The 18,154-nt window shown below is 66.3% G+C and carries 16 protein-coding genes and 6 pseudogenes; 16 read left to right on the top strand and 6 right to left on the bottom strand.

The features are described 5' to 3' along the window. Positions 1-121 precede the first annotated feature (121 nt). A complete protein-coding gene (locus tag ACFTWF_RS16940) occupies positions 122-301 on the bottom strand; it encodes a hypothetical protein (RefSeq protein ID WP_378462347.1) in 180 nt (59 codons plus the stop codon). Between the two features lie 341 nt (positions 302-642). Here ACFTWF_RS16940 and ACFTWF_RS16935 point away from each other — a divergent pair, with 341 nt between their 5' ends. From ACFTWF_RS16935 to ACFTWF_RS16895, 9 genes and pseudogenes are all read left to right on the top strand, one after another. After that, positions 643-843, top strand: coding sequence for a hypothetical protein (locus ACFTWF_RS16935; protein WP_378462346.1), 201 nt, complete (start codon positions 643-645; stop codon positions 841-843). A 9-nt stretch (positions 844-852) separates the two neighbouring features. Next, positions 853-1,233, top strand: coding sequence for a DUF1269 domain-containing protein (locus tag ACFTWF_RS16930; RefSeq protein ID WP_378462345.1), 381 nt, complete (start codon positions 853-855; stop codon positions 1,231-1,233). 315 nt (positions 1,234-1,548) lie between these two features. Next, a complete protein-coding gene (locus ACFTWF_RS16925) occupies positions 1,549-2,514 on the top strand; it encodes a CHAD domain-containing protein (protein WP_378462344.1) in 966 nt (321 codons plus the stop codon). Between the two features lie 503 nt (positions 2,515-3,017). Further along, a pseudogene (locus tag ACFTWF_RS16920) lies at positions 3,018-3,294 on the top strand (hypothetical protein); the annotation flags it as partial. Between the two features lie 324 nt (positions 3,295-3,618). Further along, on the top strand, positions 3,619-4,704 hold the full coding sequence (locus ACFTWF_RS16915; protein WP_378462343.1) for an FtsX-like permease family protein: 1,086 nt from the start codon (positions 3,619-3,621) through the stop codon (positions 4,702-4,704). Beyond that, positions 4,701-5,264: a hypothetical protein gene (locus ACFTWF_RS16910; protein ID WP_378462342.1), complete on the top strand. Its 564-nt coding sequence runs from the start codon at positions 4,701-4,703 to the stop codon at positions 5,262-5,264. Before ACFTWF_RS16915 ends, ACFTWF_RS16910 begins: the two co-directional genes overlap by 4 nt. Before the next feature lie 4 nt (positions 5,265-5,268). Beyond that, complete coding sequence (locus tag ACFTWF_RS16905; RefSeq protein ID WP_378462341.1) at positions 5,269-5,796, top strand: ABC transporter permease; 528 nt, start codon at positions 5,269-5,271, stop codon at positions 5,794-5,796. 13 nt (positions 5,797-5,809) lie between these two features. Next, positions 5,810-6,493, top strand: a complete 684-nt coding sequence (locus ACFTWF_RS16900) for an ABC transporter ATP-binding protein (protein WP_378462340.1) — start codon at positions 5,810-5,812, stop codon at positions 6,491-6,493. A gap of 105 nt (positions 6,494-6,598) precedes the next feature. Then, positions 6,599-6,852: pseudogene (locus ACFTWF_RS16895) on the top strand (nicotinate phosphoribosyltransferase); the annotation flags it as partial. Positions 6,853-7,176: 324 nt separating this feature from the next. On the opposite strand, the gene ACFTWF_RS16890 reads toward ACFTWF_RS16895, so the two are convergent. The 3 genes and pseudogenes from ACFTWF_RS16890 to ACFTWF_RS16880 all read right to left on the bottom strand — a co-directional run. Further along, the gene (locus tag ACFTWF_RS16890) at positions 7,177-8,568 is read right to left on the bottom strand and encodes a wax ester/triacylglycerol synthase domain-containing protein (RefSeq protein ID WP_378462339.1); all 1,392 of its coding nucleotides are present in this window, start codon (positions 8,566-8,568) and stop codon (positions 7,177-7,179) included. 141 nt (positions 8,569-8,709) lie between these two features. Then, positions 8,710-9,471 carry a patatin-like phospholipase family protein gene (locus ACFTWF_RS16885; RefSeq protein WP_378462338.1) on the bottom strand — a complete coding sequence of 254 codons (762 nt, stop codon included), beginning with the start codon at positions 9,469-9,471 and terminating at the stop codon, positions 8,710-8,712. A 427-nt stretch (positions 9,472-9,898) separates the two neighbouring features. Beyond that, positions 9,899-10,456 (bottom strand): annotated as a pseudogene (locus ACFTWF_RS16880) (long-chain fatty acid--CoA ligase); the annotation flags it as partial. Between the two features lie 16 nt (positions 10,457-10,472). Between ACFTWF_RS16880 and ACFTWF_RS16875 the strand changes: the two are divergent. The 3 genes and pseudogenes from ACFTWF_RS16875 to ACFTWF_RS16865 all read left to right on the top strand — a co-directional run. Continuing rightward, a pseudogene (locus ACFTWF_RS16875) lies at positions 10,473-10,748 on the top strand (TerD family protein); the annotation flags it as partial. A 214-nt stretch (positions 10,749-10,962) separates the two neighbouring features. Continuing rightward, positions 10,963-11,514 (top strand): Tellurium resistance, encoded by a 552-nt coding sequence (locus ACFTWF_RS16870; protein WP_378462337.1) that lies wholly within the window; start codon positions 10,963-10,965, stop codon positions 11,512-11,514. Between the two features lie 260 nt (positions 11,515-11,774). Continuing rightward, positions 11,775-12,203 carry a hypothetical protein gene (locus ACFTWF_RS16865; protein WP_378462336.1) on the top strand — a complete coding sequence of 143 codons (429 nt, stop codon included), beginning with the start codon at positions 11,775-11,777 and terminating at the stop codon, positions 12,201-12,203. Positions 12,204-12,574: 371 nt separating this feature from the next. Here ACFTWF_RS16865 and ACFTWF_RS16860 read toward each other — a convergent pair whose 3' ends face one another. Continuing rightward, positions 12,575-13,192, bottom strand: a complete 618-nt coding sequence (locus ACFTWF_RS16860; protein ID WP_378462335.1) for a TetR family transcriptional regulator — start codon at positions 13,190-13,192, stop codon at positions 12,575-12,577. 150 nt (positions 13,193-13,342) lie between these two features. Between ACFTWF_RS16860 and ACFTWF_RS16855 the strand changes: the two are divergent. Together ACFTWF_RS16855 and ACFTWF_RS16850 are read left to right on the top strand one after the other, a co-directional pair. Then, a pseudogene (locus ACFTWF_RS16855) lies at positions 13,343-14,169 on the top strand (mycofactocin-coupled SDR family oxidoreductase). A gap of 37 nt (positions 14,170-14,206) precedes the next feature. Further along, positions 14,207-15,061 carry a mycofactocin-coupled SDR family oxidoreductase gene (locus ACFTWF_RS16850; protein ID WP_378462334.1) on the top strand — a complete coding sequence of 285 codons (855 nt, stop codon included), beginning with the start codon at positions 14,207-14,209 and terminating at the stop codon, positions 15,059-15,061. Between the two features lie 358 nt (positions 15,062-15,419). Here ACFTWF_RS16850 and ACFTWF_RS16845 read toward each other — a convergent pair. Further along, positions 15,420-16,082, bottom strand: a pseudogene (locus ACFTWF_RS16845) (IS6 family transposase). Between the two features lie 591 nt (positions 16,083-16,673). On the opposite strand from ACFTWF_RS16845, the gene ACFTWF_RS16840 reads away from it, so the two are divergent. Continuing rightward, positions 16,674-17,663 carry an Acg family FMN-binding oxidoreductase gene (locus ACFTWF_RS16840; protein ID WP_378462333.1) on the top strand — a complete coding sequence of 330 codons (990 nt, stop codon included), beginning with the start codon at positions 16,674-16,676 and terminating at the stop codon, positions 17,661-17,663. 153 nt (positions 17,664-17,816) lie between these two features. Continuing rightward, positions 17,817-18,080 (top strand): hypothetical protein, encoded by a 264-nt coding sequence (locus ACFTWF_RS16835; RefSeq protein WP_378462332.1) that lies wholly within the window; start codon positions 17,817-17,819, stop codon positions 18,078-18,080. The last annotated feature ends 74 nt before the right edge of the window (positions 18,081-18,154 follow it).

Below are 18,154 nucleotides of genomic sequence, written 5' to 3'. Positions count from 1 at the left end.
AGCGGCACTCCCCGGTCTCACAATTTATGGCGCGGCGTGTCGGGCAACGCGAGATGTACGAAGGTCACCGCATCGGACCGCCATCGTGGCGGACGCACTCGCCTCGCTCTGTGGGCATTCTTCAGAACTCGCAGGCACGACCGGCGCAACCACCCGTGAAGCCGGTGTCCGCCTTTGAGGTTCTCGTTTCGTGCGTGCCGAGGGTGAGAACCTGCTCCTCTTTGCTGCCGCAGCGGTAAACAGTGATGCCCTCGAGCGAGGAAGACGAGGCGGCCAGGTAGATGTTGCGGATGTCGGTCACCGCTGGCAGTAGGTGCTTCCACCGCCCAAGCGGCGGAGATGAGACCCCCGCGCCGAAGGTTCTTCACAACGGACCCCGCCGATGGGTTGCACAAGTGCGTCGGCGACGCGAGGGCCGGGTCGCTATTGGAGGCCCCCGCCCGGCGTTCTTCGCCACGGAGCGTTCGAGGACGTCCGCGTCCCGGGGCCACAGCCAGCGGTCGCCGTAATCGAGCGAGTACGCCCCCATCAGCCTTGGTGCGGATTCGAGGACTTTCTCCTCCTTGTCGCCCCACCGGGGAACCGACAAGCATCGAAGGAGAGTCGCTCCATCGAAGGGGCGACCTCCGATGTGGAGAAACCATGAGTGACGACACCATGCTGGTTCTCGTGGCCGGTTATCAGGATCTCGACCGCGGTCGCCTCGACTTCGATGCCCTCGCCGATCAGGTGCGGGCACGGACGATCACGCTGCGCGGCGCGGCGCTGGTCGCCAAGGATGCCGACGGCAACGCCACCCTGGTCGAGACCGGGGATCATGCGGGCCGCAAGGGCGCCGGATGAGGCGCCGCGGTGGGTCTGGCGGTCGGCCTGTTCGCGCCGCCGATGCTCGCCGCGACCGTAGTCGGTGCGGGGGCCGGCGCGCTGGTCGGCAAGTTCGCCCACCATCGGCTCGAGAGCGGTTTGGAAGAGAAGATCGGGCAGGCGCTCAGCACCGGCACGGGTGTGGTGATCGCGGTCCTCCCCACGACGAGCCGGCTTGCGGTCGAGCGGGTACTCGGCGGTGCACCGATGAAGTCGGTCGTGGAAACGGACGGCGCGAGCCTCAGGGGCCTGGAATCGGCGCTGGCGGAGGCGATGGGCAAGTTCGAGCCGGACCGCACCCGGCTGCCGATCCCGGACCGCAACTTCGGCGGAACGATGGGCACGCCACGGTCCGGCGACCGGCGGTGACACCACCAGAAACCGGTGCCGGCTGCAGCGTGTCCTCTGCCGGGGACACCACCCGAGCGCCGTCAGGACTCTTCCTGCGGAAGTGGCCCTACGGTTTTCGGCCTCGTGGACCCAGGTGTACGCGTACGGTGCGACGGAAGATAACCGATCACCTCAAATGTGCCTCTGCCGTACCCGCAATTAGTGGCGTGCCGCCGCTGGTTGCGACCTTGAACCGCGACAACATCGAGAATCTTCGATCGACTCACACCCACGGACCCGGCGTGGTGGGACCCTGGAGTGAGGGGTTCACCTACCCCCGGAGGGAGGGCTCCGATGACCACCACACAGGCCCCCGCCGGCGAGGAACGACGCATCCGCAAGTCCAGCGCACCGTGGGAGTTCCTGCACCAGTACCTGGAGCGAGAGATCGGCAACCTGGGGGCCGCCGACCTCGCCGTCCGACGCGACGAGCCGGAATCGATCCACGACATGCGCAAGGCATCGCGGCGCGCCCGCAGCGCCCTGCAGACCTACGCCCCCGGACTCGGGCTCGCCGAGGCCGCACAGCCCCTGATCCTCGACCTGCGGTGGCTCGGCCGGAGGCTGAGTGACGCCCGCGACGTCGAGGTCCAATGGCAGCGGATCGTCGCCCGGATCTCCGAGTCCGATGCCCTGCCCGACCCCGAAGCCGTCTACGCCCGCGTGAACGAGTATTTCTCCGAGCAGGCCGAGACGGCCCGGGAATCGGCGCTCGCCGCGCTCGACTCGGCGCGCTACGGGACGCTGCTCGGCGCACTCGATGACTTCGTCGGCTCCCTCACCGGCGGAACCGGCCGCGAGCCCGCCGAGCGGGCACCGGCCCCGGACAGCACGGCCGAGGACCTCGCCCGGACACTGAGGCGTCTCGCCGCCAAGGTGTCCACGAGGGTGAACACGGTGAGCGCCGCATCCTCGCGCACCGAACGCGACGAACTGATCCACCGCGCCCGCAAGGGGGCCAAGCGGATGCGCTACGCCATGGAAGTGATCCGCCCCCTCGCCCCGAAGAAGACCGCCCGTGCGCTGTTCCGGTTCAACGACTTCCAGGACGTCCTCGGCGAATTCCAGGACTCCGTGGTGGCACGGGAGCGGCTCCGGAACATCGTCGCAGCGCACGAGCACACCGCGGAATCGAGTTTCGGGCTCGGCATCCTCTACCAACGAGAACATCAGATCGGCGACGAGCAGGCCGCACGCCTGCACGATCAGTGGCAGGCGGCACGGAAAGCGGCGCGGCCCCTCTGGCGCAGCCGCACCTAGATTACCGGCCGGGCCCAGTCGACCTGTCGGACATGCCGATCATTGTGGGATCGCCGGCTTCACGCGCCGTCCGCGCCGATACTCTCAGGTGTCTGAGTTACCGGTTTCCAGGAGGACGATCCGGCGGCCGATGGCTGCGGCGTAATCGGAGAACCGTTCATTGTCTGTGGTTGCATCGATCCGAGGTCCGGTCCACGTCCGCGATCGTCGCCGAATGGTGGAACCATGCTTGCACCCAGACCCTGACATCTTGTGTCAGCTATTTTCGACTTGCGGGTCGCCAGAACTCATGCAAGATCAGCCGGCCGGCGGTTTAAAACTTCAGGTGCAACCTTCACCGGCCTCGCCGGTCACGATCACTGAACGGCCGACGGTCGTTTTATGGGATACGGCCGGGTTGAGGATTCCGACAGTTCGTGAGAATCATGCACTGACATGACGTTGGCAACCTGCAGGTCGGAGGTACCGAGAAGTGACACCGAACCGTGGAACCTGATATGTACGCCATCGACCAATGGGCGTTCTGCGCGCTCTCGTCCAGTCCCGGTGCTCGGGTGTTTCTACGACCAGCGACGCGACGCCGGCGACCTGCACCACCAAGCGCTCCGCGCCCTCGGTAACCATCTCGTCGGCATCCTCCACGGTTGCCTCCGCCACCGAGCTCCGTACGACGAACACATTGCCGCCTACGACGCGGCCACAGTTCCGGTCCGCGTTCAGCGGCACCTCCCCACACTTTCCGGCCCACCGGCAGCGACTCTCGGCGACTCAATGGCGTAGCGAGATGGCCGACCTCTTCATGGTCTGGCGGGAAGTCACCGCGACCGACGTTGCCGCCTGAATGTGAACAACCCAACGGAATTCATTGCGGCCTGTCCCAAAATAACCGTGCCGCTATACTTTTCAAGCAACATGATAGTTTCCGAGCACTGTGTCGAGCCACGGTTCGAGCCGTCCAAGGGGTTCGAGCCGGTCGGGCAGAATTTCGATGTAGACCAGGACGGCGCGTAGGTCGTGCAGGGCCGCGTTCTGACGCGCAGGCGCCCTGGTGTCAGTAGGGTTCGAGTTGTGTTCTTGGCCAGCCGGGAGATCCGACGTGCACCCGTGCGCTTCGGTCTGCTCGCCGGGGCGATCGGCCTGCTCATGTTCCTGGTGTTCTTTCAGCAGACATTGGCGTCCTCGCTGCTCAACAGCTTCACCGGTGCCCTGCAGAACCAGTCCGGCACCGTCCTGGTCTACAGCTCCGAAGCTCGCAAGAGCCTCGAAGCGAGCGTGCTGAGCCCTGAGATCGCTGCCAAGGTGGCCGCCGTGCCCGGCGTGGGCCAGCTCGGATCGCTGGGCGAGGCGACGATGACCGTGCTGGCCGAAGGCCGGCAGATCGACGTGGCCGTGGTCGGAGCCGAAGCAGGCAAGCCGGGCCAGCCCACGAATCTGATCAGTGGCCGACTGGCCACCGCGCCCGGCGAGGGGGTAGCCAGCTCCGAGGCCAGAAGCTTCGCCCTGGGCGACACGGTGACCACCGCAGCCGGGGGGTCGCCAGTAACCATCGTGGGGCTGACCGGGCAGAGTCAATTCAACGTGCAGCCGACCCTGTTCGTCACCTTCGACACGTTCACCGCTCTGCGCAAGGCGGCGAACCCCGACGCGACCATGGTGTTGCCCTCGGCGGTGGCGGTGATCCCGTCGTCGGGCGTCGGCCCGCAGGCGCTTGCCGCGTCCATCAACGCCACGGTGCCGCAGGTGACCGCGCTGTCGCGCAGCGACGCGGTGGCCAATGCGCCGGGCGTTTCATCGACGCAGGGGTCGTTCGCTATCGTGCTGGCGCTCGCTGTCGTAGTAGTCGCCCTCGTGACCGGATTCTTTTTCCTGATCCTGACCGTGCAGAAGACTGCAGCCCTGACGCTGCTGCGAGCGGTGGGGGCACCGGCGAGCTATCTGGTGCGCGGCCTCATCCAGCAGGTCGTCCTGGTGCTGGGTGTGGGGTTGCTGGTCGCCGTGGGGTTGCTCGTGACGGCCACCGCGGTGGCCAACACCGGCCTCCCGCTGGTCATCGATCCGCGCGCGCTCGTCATCAGCACGGTCGTGGTGGTGGTCCTGTCGCTGCTGGGGGTGGCCGTCTCGGTATGGCGTGTGCTGCGCATCGATCCGTTTCAAGCCGTTGGCCGCCCCGGGGTCGGGGGCATCGAATGAAGGTGGCGCTTCTGGAGCTACGACGCCGGCCCTGGCGGTTTGCGCCCGCGGTCGTCGCTCTGGTGCTCCTCACCGCGTTGCTGCTAACTCTGGGAGGCTTGCTGGACGGCCTCTACAACGGATTCACCGGGGCGCTGCGGGCCCAGCCGGGTGCGCTTGTGACCTACGCCGCCGACGCCAAGCTGTCGGTGCTCCGCTCGCGGATCGACGCTGCGACGACAGCCCAAGTCGAGCGCGTGCCGGGTGTCGAGCAGGTCGGCGGCCTCGGGACCGTCCTACTCGGGGCCAAGGTACCCGGCCAGTCCACGGAGGCCAGCGTGGCGCTCTTCGGCTATCAGCGCGCGCCGCGCGGTGTTCCCGCGCCGCCGGAGGAGACTGGCCAGGTCTACGCGGACACCAGCCTGACGGCCTACGGCGTGAAGACGGGCGACACGTTGCTGCTCGGGCCCAAGCGGTACCCGGTGTCGGTCGTGGGTTGGGTGTCCGACACCAACTTCGTGCACCAGGGCGGCTTGTGGGGCAGCGTCGACACGTGGCGCGAGGCGCTCGGCCCGCCCTGACCAGGTGCTGGCGCCCGGTACCTACCAGGTGCTGACGGTCTCGACCGCTGCCGGCGCCGACCCCACCCGAGTGGCGGCCGCCATCGACGCCGCCACCGGCGGAAAGACACAAACGGTGACGCGCTCGTTCGCCGTCGACTCGCTGCCGGGGATCAAGCAGCAGCGGTCGACATTCAACGCCATCATCGACACCACGTTCTTCGTGGCGGCGCTGGTGGTAGCGCTCTTCTTCGTCCTGCTCACCATCGAACGCCTCGGGATGTACGCCGTGTTCAAGGCCATAGGCGCATCGAGCGGCCAGCTCTTCGGGCAGGTGGTCCTGCAGGCCGTCGTGATCACGGTCGTGTCCTTCGTACTGGGCGCCCTGCTGGCCTTAGCCGTAGCCAGTGTGATCCCGCCGCAGGTGCCGCTGCAACTCAGCGCGGGCCGGGCAATCGAGGTCGTTGTCGGTCTGGTCGTCATGTCGACCCTCGGCTCTGCGATCTCCCTGCGCCGCGTCGTCCGTATCGATCCCGCAACTGCTATCAGCTGAGGCCAGGAAAGCTATGACCGCACTGAAACTCACGAACGTCCGCAAGGTCTATCGGTCGGGCGGCGCCGAGATCGTCGCGGTGGACGATGCCTCTCTCGAGGTGGGCAACGCGGAGATCGTTGCACTGGTCGGCCCCTCGGGCTCGGGCAAAACAACGCTGCTGTCCATCTCCGGGGGGCTGCTGTCGCCGTCGGACGGCCGGGTGGTGGTTGCCGGAGACGACATCAGCGAATATGACCCCAAGCGGCTCACCAGATTTCGGCGCGAGAATGTCGGCTTCGTGTTCCAGAGCGTGAACCTGGTGCCCTTCCTCACCGCCCGCGAGAACCTGCTTGTGGTGGCCGACTTCGGCCGGCGTGACAAGAAGACGTCGGCAGCTCGCGCCGATGAGTTGCTCGGCGAGTTGGGACTGAACAAACGCGCGGCCAACCTGCCCGCCGAACTCTCCGGCGGGGAGCGTCAGCGGGTGGCGGTGGCCCGGGCGTTCATGAACGAACCCGACCTGGTGCTCATCGACGAGCCGACGTCGGCGCTCGACACCAAGCTGGGGGAACAAGTCATGGAGCTCATCGTGACCGAGGTCCGCGCCCGCGACACCGCCGCGGTCATCGTCACCCACGACCCGAGGATGACCCTCTACGCCGATCGCACCCTCAATATCATCGACGGGGTCCTCGGTGATGCCGCAATTTCGTGACGTGGACGTTGGGCCAGAGATGGCGCCTGAACAGCTCATTACGGCAATTTCTGTCCGAACGTGTTCCCAGCGCCGCCAGCAGTGCCTGAAACCTTTCGACCCGACTTCCCGAACGAGTCGATCGTGCACGGATCGCGTCGATCATCGAAGCGCAGCTGGTGGAGACTGCGTTTGCAGCCAGATTCACCTTCAGAGCGTCATCACAGCACAGCCGCGTGTGGTCGTTGCCACGCGCGGGCGGATGGTCGTGGCCTTCGGGGCGCGCCGTGCCCACGGCAGGCGACGCGGCGCTGAAGGTGGCTCGGACGAACTACCTCGCCGGCGTTGGCGGCACGTCGGATCTTCTTGTCGGCCGCAGGTGTGCCGCCGACGGACCCATCCCGGTGCGTGAGGGCGACGGATCCCCTCTGCCGGTCAGGACTGTTGTCATGCCAACGAGGGCCCGCCCACGCCCGAGGGCGTGCACCGCGACGATGGTCCCCGCCAGTCGAACACCACCAGTTCTCTGGCGGGTACCCATGTGAGGTGCCCGCGAGGCCAAGGCTGCGGGCGGACGAAGTCGCGACCCGTTCTCGTTGCGAGCGGCCGTTGACTGTCCGCCCGATCTTGGATCGTGTGTGCTGGCGGGGGTGTGCAAGTTGATCCGTTCGGGCCCGGCTGTCCGAAGGACGAGCAGCAGGGGTTCAGTCACTGACCCACGACGGCGTGAGAACCGCCGCAGAGGGAGGTTCCCCCACACCCGTGCCAAGAACTGCATGAAAGCCATCCACGATGCAGTCGGTCATGACCTGGAGGTCCGGGACCGATGCGGTGTCGGCGTTAATTCCCACGCAACAGGTATCGGTATGGGACATGAGTGTGACATTGAGGGCGGTGCCGAGCGTGGGTCCGAAGGCGTAGTAGCGCTCGATCTGGGCGCCGGCGACATACAGCGGGATCGGTGAACCCGGCACGTCGGATGCGAGGAAGTCGACCTGTTTGAAAATCGAGGCGAGATAACTGGACGGAACGAGATTCAGTGCGCCGGCGATGGCGTTCGAGAGCGGGACCGCGGGGTCGTGGCGGGACGTGCCGATGATCCCGTCGATCCGATGCATCAGTTCGGCTGGGTCGGTGACGTTCGCGGGCAGGGCGAGCCTCACCAGCGTGATGCGATTGCCGCCCAACGGGTCGGCGTCGGTGCGCAAGCTGATCGGCACCGTCGCTCTCAGGCGTTCGACGTCGGCACCGTGCAGGGTGTGATACTTCCGCAGCCCGAGCAGGATCGAAGCGAGGAACGCGTCATTGAGTGAACCGTCGGCGCGCTTCGACGCCCGATGTAATGGCTCGACTGGAACATCGATCACCGCGAACCGTCGCCTGAGACTGCGTCCGGTCATGACAGGGGAAAGGGTGTTCGAGATGGGACGCGCGAAGCGAGCGACCGCGACGGCGGTCGACGCGGCGGAGTGCACCGCGCGGAGAGGGTTCACGAGCGAGCGGCGCACCGCCGGCATCGCAGAACCGGCAGCCTTCCGTGTCAATTCGATACCCGTTGCCATGTCCCATTCCATCGTGTCGATGAGAGCGCTGGTCTCCGTTGGCGTGGGAGCGGCCGGGAGCGGCCCTCGCTCCGTCCCTTTGCGGGCGAAATCGACTATCTGGTCTGCGATCTGGATGCCGCCGAGACCGTCGGTCAATGAATGGTGAACCTTGAGAACCAGTGCGGCGCGACCGTTGTCGAGTCCGCTCAGAATCGTGAACTGCCACAGCGGGCGGTGGCTGTCGAAGGACTCCATCCCCGATCGCCGCGCGACGTCGAGGACTGTCCCGATGTCGGGTTGGGGAAGCACCAACCGGCGCAGATGCCAGGACAGATCGAAGTCCGGATCCACCGTCCAATGTGGTGGCGCCAACCCCATCCACGCCGGGACGAGTTTGTGCCGGAAATTCGGGACCACCCGGGTCGCTCGGTCGATCATGTGGACGAAACGGTCCCAGTCCGGTGTGGTGTCGAGGAGTACGACAGCCACAATTGTGGACCGCAGGATCGGGTCCTCTTCCATTCTCCAGGAGAAGAAGTCCGGCTGGGTCATATGCGATTCACGCGTACCAACCATGAAGATCTGCCTTTGCGCCTGTGCGTGTCATTCTTTTCCCGATGTTAGTGATTCGCGAGTGGGCCCAATAGGGTCGTTCGTCCGCCCATCGCCGGCGAAGATCCTCTGGGTTCAGGCCTACACGCTTTGGGTGCCGCTGGGAGCTGCCAGCGCCTGTCTGCCATCGTGGTATCCGGCCTGCATGAACCGCGGCCAGTCGCGGGTGCTCAGAAACTGGCGGTAGAAGCCGACGCCAGCAACAGTCTCGTACGGAACGGGCTCGATCATCGTCACCAGGGACGCCGACCGAAGCCTGGACAGGTTTTGCCGAGCCAACTCGATCTGCTGGCACGTGCGCACCTGGCTCGCGACGTACAGGATGCTCGCTCGCCGATCCTCCCAGCCGGTAGCGTCTTCGCCCTCGAATCCGGGCGGGTAGAAGCCGTTGACAGCCAGGGTCAGGTCGCAGGGTGCCTCGATGTCGAGGACAGGGTGGACGGGAAAGATGTCAACGATCCCGCCGTCGCACCAGTGGTAACCCTCCAATTCGACCGGTTGGATGAAGAGCGGCAATGCGACGGCCATGCGCACCGCGCGGGCCACCGGCAGATCGGGATAGGTACCAGTCCCGAGATACACGAGACGGTTCTGCTCGATGTTCCAGATCGGCGCATACGCCGGAATGGGCATCTCACCGAGGGTCATGTCACCGAGGAGATTCCGATAGACGTGCTCAATCGCCTCGCCGCGCAGGATGCCGGCGAATCCCCTGCCGGCCGTCGGTGCAACGCGGAGCAGCCGGCGCCAGCCGACATCGAGATAGTCATCGGGCTGCAGTCCGAGGAGGAACGCGGCGACGTCCTCGGCGGAGATGCCAGCCGCGATCGGGAATCCGAACATTGCCGATCCGGAACACGGGAGATGACGGCGGGACGGATGCCGCCCTCCTCGAGAGCGCGCGCCACCCCTACGACGGATGCGAGTGCGCCGCTTCCTCCTGTTGCGACCAGCGCTACCCGCTGGCCCTCCGCCACGGTGGTGGGGTACGGCGACATCGGCGGAAAGGGCCAGATGCGCCGTGCGCGTGTCCGGGCGGGCAGTGGAACTGCGGCCCGGCCGACATCGGCGAGGAACCCGCCGTCTTCGAGCACTCCTGCTGCGCACTCACGCGTGCGGGTGATGACATTGAAGTACTGCCGGAGCCGGAAGACGTCGAGAACGGTGCTGAGCATGTATTCAACTGTGTGGGTGCACCTCTGTTCGGGGCCAGAGTCATCGGTCCCTAATAGCACGCGTCCGCGCGGGAGGCGCGGCACGACACGATCGGTCAGAGATAGAGCGTGTCGATGCTGTCGGCGAAGAGATCGACGACAATCGCACGGCGCAGCTTCATGCTCGGTGTCAAGTCGCCCGCGTCGATGGACAGCTCTCGGTCGATTACGCCGAATCGCTTGATCTGTTCCCACCCGTTCAGCCGCTCGTTGAGCTCATCGATGTAGCCGCCGATCAGTTCGCGGGTCTTGTCGTGCCGTGCGATCTCGGCGAACGACTTGTCGCTCAGCCCGTTCTTAGCCGCCCATTCGGTGACGGCCTCGGCGTCGAGGCTGACAAGCGCGACGCAGTAGGGGCGACTCTCTCCGTGCACGATTATCTCCCCGACATACGGGCAAATGCCCTTGAATGTCGCCGCGATCGCGGACGGCGCGACGTATTTGCCCTGCGACGTCTTGAACATGTCCTTCTTGCGGTCGGTGATCCGCAGGTAATTGTCGGCGTCGATCTCGCCGATGTCGCCGGTGTGGAACCAGCCGTCCGACTCGAGCGCCTCCGCGGTGGCGTCGGGGCGGTCGTGGTAGCCCGTCATCACGCCGGGGCCCTTCAGCAGACACGAGCGTCCCCCGGTGCCGGCCACGCCTGGCGAGCAGCACCTTTTATCCCGACGCAACACGCAGGAGAGACCCACGACTTCGCTTGTCCGCGGCCAGAACACCCCGCTGACCTCACCGCAGCTGACCGTCACCGTGTCCGGTGTCACCCCCGGGTCCGTCGACCTCATGGTCTTTCAGGTCACCGCCACCGGGAACGTCCGCAACGACAGCGACTTCGTCTTCTTCACCCGACCCGTCTCCCCCGAGGGAGCGGTCCGGCTCGCCGGTCCCAGCACGGTCGCGGTCGACGTCACCAAAGTGCCCCATGGAATCGACAGGCTGCGTCTGGCCGTGAGCATGGACGACTCCGCTCCCGGCAGCCTCGCCGCCATCGCCGGCCTCGGCGTAATGCTGGGGTCGATCCCGGCACCCGCCCTCGGGTTGACCACAGCCCACCCCGCCGCCGGCACCCCAGCAGCGGGTCCAGCTCAGCAAGATCACCCTCACCAAGGCCAGCCCCACCGTGTCCCTCGCCAAGGGCGGAGAAACGGGAACGATGCGGGTCAACCTCAACTGGACCCGCGGCCGGCGTGGCCTCCTCGGCGGCAATGGTGCGATGGACCTCGACCTCGCGTGCCTGTACCAGCTCACCGACGGATCCAAGGGTATCGTGCAAGCCCTCGGCAATGCGTTCGGCGACCTGCACTACCCGCCCTACATCGCCCTCGACGGCGACGACCGGTCCGGACTCAACGCCGGAGGCGAGAACCTCCACATCAACCTGGCGCACCTCGCCGACTTCAAACGCATCCTCATCTTCGCCTACATTTACGACGGCGCCCCGAACTGGTCCGCCGCGGACGGAGTGGTCACCCTGTACCCACCCCACGGACCCGAAGTAGAAGTACGCCTCGACTCCCCCGACAACCGCGCCCGCTCCTGCGCCATCGCCGTCCTGAAGAACGAACGCAACGAGCTGACCGTCACCCGAGAAGTTCGGTACATCAACGGAACTCAATCCGACGTCTCGAAGGCCTATCGCTGGGGCCTGAAATGGACCGCCGGTCGGAAGTAGCCGGGCCCGAGGGATCGATCGGAGGGTGATCGCCGTCGTCAGGGCACCCCATGGGGCGGCGATTGAACAGGTCCCACCGTGCGTACGTGGATGCGTACGTGCGCTGAGGGCGACGGAGAGGGATCCCGGCACCTCATTGCCTGCCGTGGGGTGGTGGTGTGGGAACCGGTCCGTGCGAGCCACGCGAAGCGGAAGCTCGATGTGGACAACGGCTAACGTGAGGACACGCTTTCGCACGTTCCCTGCCCAAGGAGTCCGACATGGCCCTGCCGATTCCCTCCGAACGGCGTACCGGCGCCGCTCTCGCTCTGGCCGCCGCAACGACTCTGATCGGCTCAGCCCCCGCCGGCGCCGACCCCGCCACCCCATCGATTCCTCGTGGCTCCCAAGTGTTCGTCAACGACGTGCTCGGCCCGCAGGACCCCGGTTTCTGGAACCCCGACGTCCCGGGAACCCGCGTTCTGACTCCAGTCGAGCCCGGAGTGCGGGTGGTGTGCACAAGCGGCTTCGAACCGACCCCCGGGTGCTCGACACTCGACATGCGCGACTGGTCCTCGCCGCAGCGCTCCCTCGTATTCGTCGACGTACCCGTGATCGGACGGCCACCACTGCGGGTGTGGATGGACATCCTCCCCCGCTTGGACGAGGGCGCCCTGGGGCACCTGATGGAACACCTCTTTCCTCGCTGACAGTGGGCCCTCTCAGGTACGTGCGGGCCCGTTGCCCTCGGTGGGCTACAAGGAGCCCTGTGAGCCAATCGATCGTCGCTCCAACGAGAGGAAGCGATGACCAGATCGGGCCACCGGTCGGCGACGGCGGCGGCGGCGGGCCGCGACGGGCCCGTACTCGTCGGCGTCGCCGAAGGCGGTTCGGGGGTCCCGTTGCCCAGTCGATCGAGAGTCCGGTGAGGCCGACGACGGGCGTGCATCACACATGGTTCGGCTGTGAGACGGTGCCAGGGGATCATCGAGTGGGTCCTATCAGCCCGTGCCGATTCCCACGGCAGTGGCATCACCCGGGAGCTGTGACACCCGCGCCGCACGGGCCCGACCACCCGACCTCACCACGTGGCGGGCTCGGGCGGCAGCAGCAGGTCGAGTGACCGGGCGAGAGCCTTGTCGAGGTCACCGCCCGGGTGGGCAATCCAGAACTCGTGCGCGGTGTGGACCGCCGCCAGCACCGCGTACCCGACGGCCATCGGAAACAGCGCGGTAGTCGCCTCCCCCGATCGAGCACTGGCAAACTCAGCGGCCGCAGCACGCCACGCGGCGTACCGGGCCGCCGCGTGCACCTGCACCGCGGGGACGCTGAGCACCAGCTGGGCCCGGTGTCGCGCCCACTCGTGCTGGTCTTCGGGCACGTGCAGGGCCTCGATCACCGCCCGTGTAACGACGGTCCGGTATGGCTCGTGCGGCAGACCGGCCGAGAGGTGCTCGCACAGCCTGGCCAGCTCGGCGTCCGACTCGACCCAGAGGACATCGGCCTTGGTCGGGAAGTAGCGGAAGAACGTGCGGCGGCTGATGCCGACCTCGGCGGCGATCTCGTCGACGCTCGTCTGCTCGAATCCGCGCGCGAGGAACAGCCGCTGCGCCGCCTCGGCCAACTCGTGCGCACTGGTCGCCGCCGGACGCCCACCGCGCTCCACGGGCGCAGGGGTTCGGTCGCCGGTTCTGGTCACGTGTCGATGGTCTCAAGTCCGAGTGCCCGGCGGACCACCTCCCTACCGAATCACCCAAACCCTGATGTTTTGTCACTGCATGACATAACCTGCTCGATACGACGCAGCGCCGCTCGGGGCGACGCTGCATGCGCCGGAAGGTCAACTGTCATGGGACAACTCAATGGTCAGGTCGCATTCATCACGGGTGCCGCGCGCGGCCAGGGTCGCAGTCACGCACTGCTCCTCGCCCGGGAAGGCGCGGACATCATCGCGGTAGATGTCTGCCGCCCGGTGGACACCGTGCCGTATCCGACGGCACCCCGGACGATCTCGCCGAGACCGCGCGCCAGGTCAAGGCCCTCGGCCGCCGGATCGTGACCGCAGAGGTCGACGTCCGGGACCTCGCCGCACTCACATCGGCCGTCGACGACGGGGTCGCGCAACTCGGCCGACTCGACATCGTGCTCGCCAACGCCGGTATCTCGGTACCCGCGCCCACACTGGAGATGTCAGAACAGACGTGGTCGACGATGATCGACGTCAACCTCACCGGTGTCTGGAAGAGCTGCGTCGCCGCGGTACCCCACATCATCGCAGGCGCCCGCGGCGGTTCGGTGGTGATCACCAGTTCCCTCGCGGCCCTGAAGGCCAATGCGAACACCGCGCACTACTCGGCCGCCAAGGCCGGCCTGATCGGGTTCATGCGCGTGCTCGCACAGGAACTCGCCCCGCAGGGCATCCGCGTCAACACCATTCATCCCACCACGGTCGCGACGGACATGATACTCAACGAGCCCACCTACCAGTTGTTCCGGCCGGATCTCGGACACCCCACCCGTGCGGACTTCGAGGAAGCGGCGCTTACACTCAACGCACTTCCCGTCACCGCACTGGAGTCGATCGACATCTCGAATGCGGTGCTCTACCTGGTCGGTGACGCCGGCCGATACATCACCGGCACCACGCACACCGTCGACGCCGGCGGACAACTCTGACAACAGCGGGATCGTTCCATTACATCAGGAGGCAATCATGGGAATGCTGGACGGAAAGATCGCATTCATCACCGGCGGAGCACGCGGCCAGGGGCGCGCGCACGCTATCACCTCAGCCCGCGAGGGCGCGGACGTCGTGGTCATCGACATCGCAGCCCAGATGGGCACCGTGCCGTACAAGATGGCGGACGGCTCCGACCTCGCCGAGACGGTTGCGCAAGTCGAGGCACTTGGACGACGGGCGCTGTCATTCGAGGTCGACGTGCGGTCGCAGGCTTCACTCGATGACGCAGTCGCCCAGACCATCTCGACGTTCGGAAAGATCGACATCCTGATCGCCAATGCGGGCATCTGGACACAGGCACCGTTCTGGGAACTCAGCGAAGACGACTGGGAGGAGATGATCGGCGTCAACCTGACCGGCGTGTGGAAGTCCGCGAAAGCTGTGACACCCCACATGATCGAGCGCCAGAGCGGGTCCATCGTCATCACCTCCTCCGTCAACGGACTCGAGCCGGGCCTGAACTACGCGCACTACGTCACCGCCAAGCACGGCGTGATCGGGTTGATGAAGAACATTGCGCTCGAGTTGGCGCCGTACGGGATCCGGTGCAACTCGATCAACCCGGGAGCCATCAAGACACCGATGACCGACCACCAGGGCGCCTGGGACATGTTCGCCGGCCACGAGGGCGGAACCGAGGCGGACATGATCGAGGGCGGCTATCACTTCCACGCACTCAAGGGCACGACCTTCATGCCGCCGCAGGTCATCGCCGACACCGCGCTCTACCTGAACTCCGACCTCGCCGCGTCGGTGACAGGCGTGACCATCCCAGTCGACGCCGGCCACCTGCTGCTCACCGGCTCGAATCCCGCACCCGTCAAGTAGCGAGCACGATGACAGGAAACAGCATTCGGCCCGGCCGACCGAAGGTTGTCACAGCGGTACAGGGGATGTCGCCAGCACCGCGTATACCAAGGAGGCTCGGCACCGCGACGGTGGTGACGGGATGATGTAGATCGGCAATCCGCGCACGTCCGGGCGCTCCCCTGCCAAGTTCTCGAATGTCTCGCCGGAGGATCCGGCACACATGTGATCCCAGGGCCTTGGCGTCGACAGCAGCGCGATAGATGTGGCTGCCCGGCGACGAACTGCCCTGCGAAGGCACCGTCACGTTAGTCGAAACGTCTAGCAGCGACGCCTGTTTGGGACAGGCTGTTACGGGACACCGTCGGGCCGTTCACTTTCAGGCGTCGGCGGCGGTCTCGGTGACGTGCTGCCAGACCGCGAAACGGTCGGCCATCTCGGCACGCCATCCGAGTGCGGAGAGTCTGTGCCGGTTGGGCCGGACATGCGGTGAGATGCCCGAGACGGCGGACAGGAATCTTTGCGCGTGTCCGGGTGATGTGAAGCGCTTCATCGCATGTTCTCGCAGCCTGGTGGGTTGATGGAGTTCTCGGCTCGATTGTTCAAATACTTCGACCGGCGATGCTCGACCGAGGAAGGCATCTCGCGGTGCGCCACCTGGTAGCTGGCGAGCTCGTCGGTGATGAGCACCCGCGGCACATACCGCAGCCCCACGATCAGCTTGCGGAAGAACTTCGTGGCTGCCTTCGCGTTTCGGCAGGACTGGACCAGCACGTCGAGCACGTTGCCGTCTTGGTCGACCGCTTGCCACAGGTAGTGCTGGGCGCCGTTGATCTCCGATGAAGACCTCGTCGAGGTGCCATTTGTCACCGGGGCCGGTCCGCCGGCGGCGCAACTGGTTGGCGTAGGCCTGGCCGAACTTGGCGCACCACCGCCGGATCGTCTCGCAGCTGACCGCGACACCGCGTTCGAGCATCATCTCCTCGACCTCACGGAAGCTGAGCGGGAACCGGAAGTACAACCACACGCAGTGGTGGATGATCTCGACCGGCTAGCGGTGGCCATATTACGACGGCATTGGGGTGGTCACGCCACATTCTCCCAGTTTGCCGCGTTCAACAACGTGACAGTGCCCTACTACGAGGCAGCCACGCCACAGATGACCGCCACTTCCACCAACCCAACTGCCATAACGCCGACTACAAGCAAAATGTCCTTTTATCGCCGCAGGTCAGAGGCCTGAAAATGCCCTGCGTCTATACACGCAGCCCGGTTTGCGGCCCGGTTCCGTGGCCCCGGGATCGCCCGCCCGTCATGTGCCGGGCCGGTTGCCACGACGTCGAACCATTCCGGCGCGATGCGCCCGTCGCCGTGCTGAATAGTATTCAGGCCGCCGGATGTGGTGCCGGGCCGGTAAGACCAATATGGCCGCCGCCCCGTGAGTGGCCCGGAGTCGGCCGTTCGAATGAACGTTCGATGCCAGCCGTCTGGCGGCCATCGCCTCCTCCGACCCATGGCCCGCCGATGACCATCGGCCCTAATCTCCGGCCGTCGTACGGCGAACACTGAGAGATGTGCACCGGCTGAGGTGGTGCCGGTCGCGGGCGGAACTCCATTCACCGAGGAGGCGATCATGGACAGCACCATTCCCGACGAGAACGTTGTTCGCATTGCCGTGGATCTGGCGTGCCGGGCGCCGTCCGTACACAACAGTCAGCCGTGGCAGTGGACGTACGCCGACGGTCGACTCGACCTCTACACCGAACGCGGCCGGGTCCTGGCATCCACGGACCCCACAGGCCGGCAACTGGTCGTCAGTTGTGGCGCGGCGTTGCATCATCTGCAGACGGCGCTGACCGCTCTCAAGTGGTCCGCGGACATTCAGCGTGTCCCGGAGGGTCCCCATTCGGCACACCTGGCGACGATCCGATTCCGCCGCGACGCCCGGCCGCAGTCACACGACTTCGATCTGCTCGCGGCGATCCGGCACCGGCACTCCGACCGCAGGCCCTTCGGCCCGGTGAGCGTGAAGGCCCCGTTGCCGGCGGCCTTGCCCGGCGTCGTGCGCCGCCGGGACGTCCACCTCACGGTGCTGGGACAAGACGCACGTCCGACACTCGCGAAGGCGACCGAAATGACCGCGGCAGCGCGGAAATACGACTCCGCCTATCAAGACGAACTCCATTGGTGGGCAGGTCATTCCAACCCGCAGGTCGGAATCCCACCAGAGGCGCTCGCCACCGCCGACAACCGTGATCGCGTCACGATCGGGCGCCGTTTCCCGGCCGGCCGGGACACCGGTGCGACCACGGAGATCGACCGCTCGACCGTTCTGGTGTTGAGCACTGACAGCGACGGTCGCGGTGAGTGGCTCCGAGCAGGCGAGGCGCTCTCCGCAGTGCTCCTGGAGGCCACCGTCGAGAGTCTGTCGACGTGTCCGCTGACCCACATGACCGAACTGCGGCAGGGCCGGGAGATCATCCGCGAACTACTCCCCGGCCGCGGCTTCCCGCAGGCGCTGATCCGGGTGGGCACCGCGCCGAAGACGTCTCCGCCCCGGCAGACTCCACGACGACCCGTCGAATCGGTGTTGTCCGTCGGCCGCCGAAACGTTTCCCGGTGAGCGACGCGCAGGCCGATTCCCGCGGGTAGCTACACCTCCGGACCGGACGAGTGACCTTCGGCCCTGGAATTGCGCGCGCTGTTACCGCACCGTTGTGGTAGACGCCGACGCACGACACCGGAACCCCTCGTCGGCGAAGGGAACGAGGACATCATGTTCGAAGGTCACTCCACCGGATCGCGGACGCGCGACGACGAACCCGGGGAGGTCCTGTACGCACATCCTGCCGGGCTCGTGCTCGCAGTGGCGACGGGAGCGGCGACCGCCGGTCTGGTCGTCCTACTGGGAGCATGGCTCGCGACTCCCCTCGTGGGCGTCGGCGCTGCGGCGACGCTCGTCGCCACCGTCGGTCTGGCGGTGGCCATGTTGATGCCGCACCGTCCGCGGCGTCGCGGAGCCCGCATCGCCGCGCGATGACGTCACCACGTCCCCGGTGCTCGATGGCGTAATCTGAGTTCCCGGAAAGATGACGCAGCAGCCAGGACTGGAGG

Source organism: Rhodococcus sp. NPDC056960 (genome assembly GCF_042674125.1).
In the GTDB taxonomy this organism is placed as follows: domain Bacteria; phylum Actinomycetota; class Actinomycetes; order Mycobacteriales; family Mycobacteriaceae; genus Rhodococcus_F.
The sequence above is the reverse complement of the archived record's forward strand: the minus strand, read 5'-3'. Positions and strand labels throughout refer to the sequence as shown.

Coding starts and splice junctions, on each gene's coding strand:
- ACFTWF_RS16935 (WP_378462346.1), top strand. CDS start 643: ATGAGTGACGACACCATGCTGGTTCTCGTGGCCGGTTATCAGGATCTC.
- ACFTWF_RS16925 (WP_378462344.1), top strand. CDS start 1,549: ATGACCACCACACAGGCCCCCGCCGGCGAGGAACGACGCATCCGCAAG.
- ACFTWF_RS16910 (WP_378462342.1), top strand. CDS start 4,701: ATGAAGGTGGCGCTTCTGGAGCTACGACGCCGGCCCTGGCGGTTTGCG.
- ACFTWF_RS16900 (WP_378462340.1), top strand. CDS start 5,810: ATGACCGCACTGAAACTCACGAACGTCCGCAAGGTCTATCGGTCGGGC.
- ACFTWF_RS16890 (WP_378462339.1), bottom strand. CDS start 8,568: ATGACCCAGCCGGACTTCTTCTCCTGGAGAATGGAAGAGGACCCGATC.
- ACFTWF_RS16885 (WP_378462338.1), bottom strand. CDS start 9,471: ATGTTCGGATTCCCGATCGCGGCTGGCATCTCCGCCGAGGACGTCGCC.
- ACFTWF_RS16865 (WP_378462336.1), top strand. CDS start 11,775: ATGGCCCTGCCGATTCCCTCCGAACGGCGTACCGGCGCCGCTCTCGCT.
- ACFTWF_RS16850 (WP_378462334.1), top strand. CDS start 14,207: ATGGGAATGCTGGACGGAAAGATCGCATTCATCACCGGCGGAGCACGC.
- ACFTWF_RS16840 (WP_378462333.1), top strand. CDS start 16,674: ATGGACAGCACCATTCCCGACGAGAACGTTGTTCGCATTGCCGTGGAT.
- ACFTWF_RS16835 (WP_378462332.1), top strand. CDS start 17,817: ATGTTCGAAGGTCACTCCACCGGATCGCGGACGCGCGACGACGAACCC.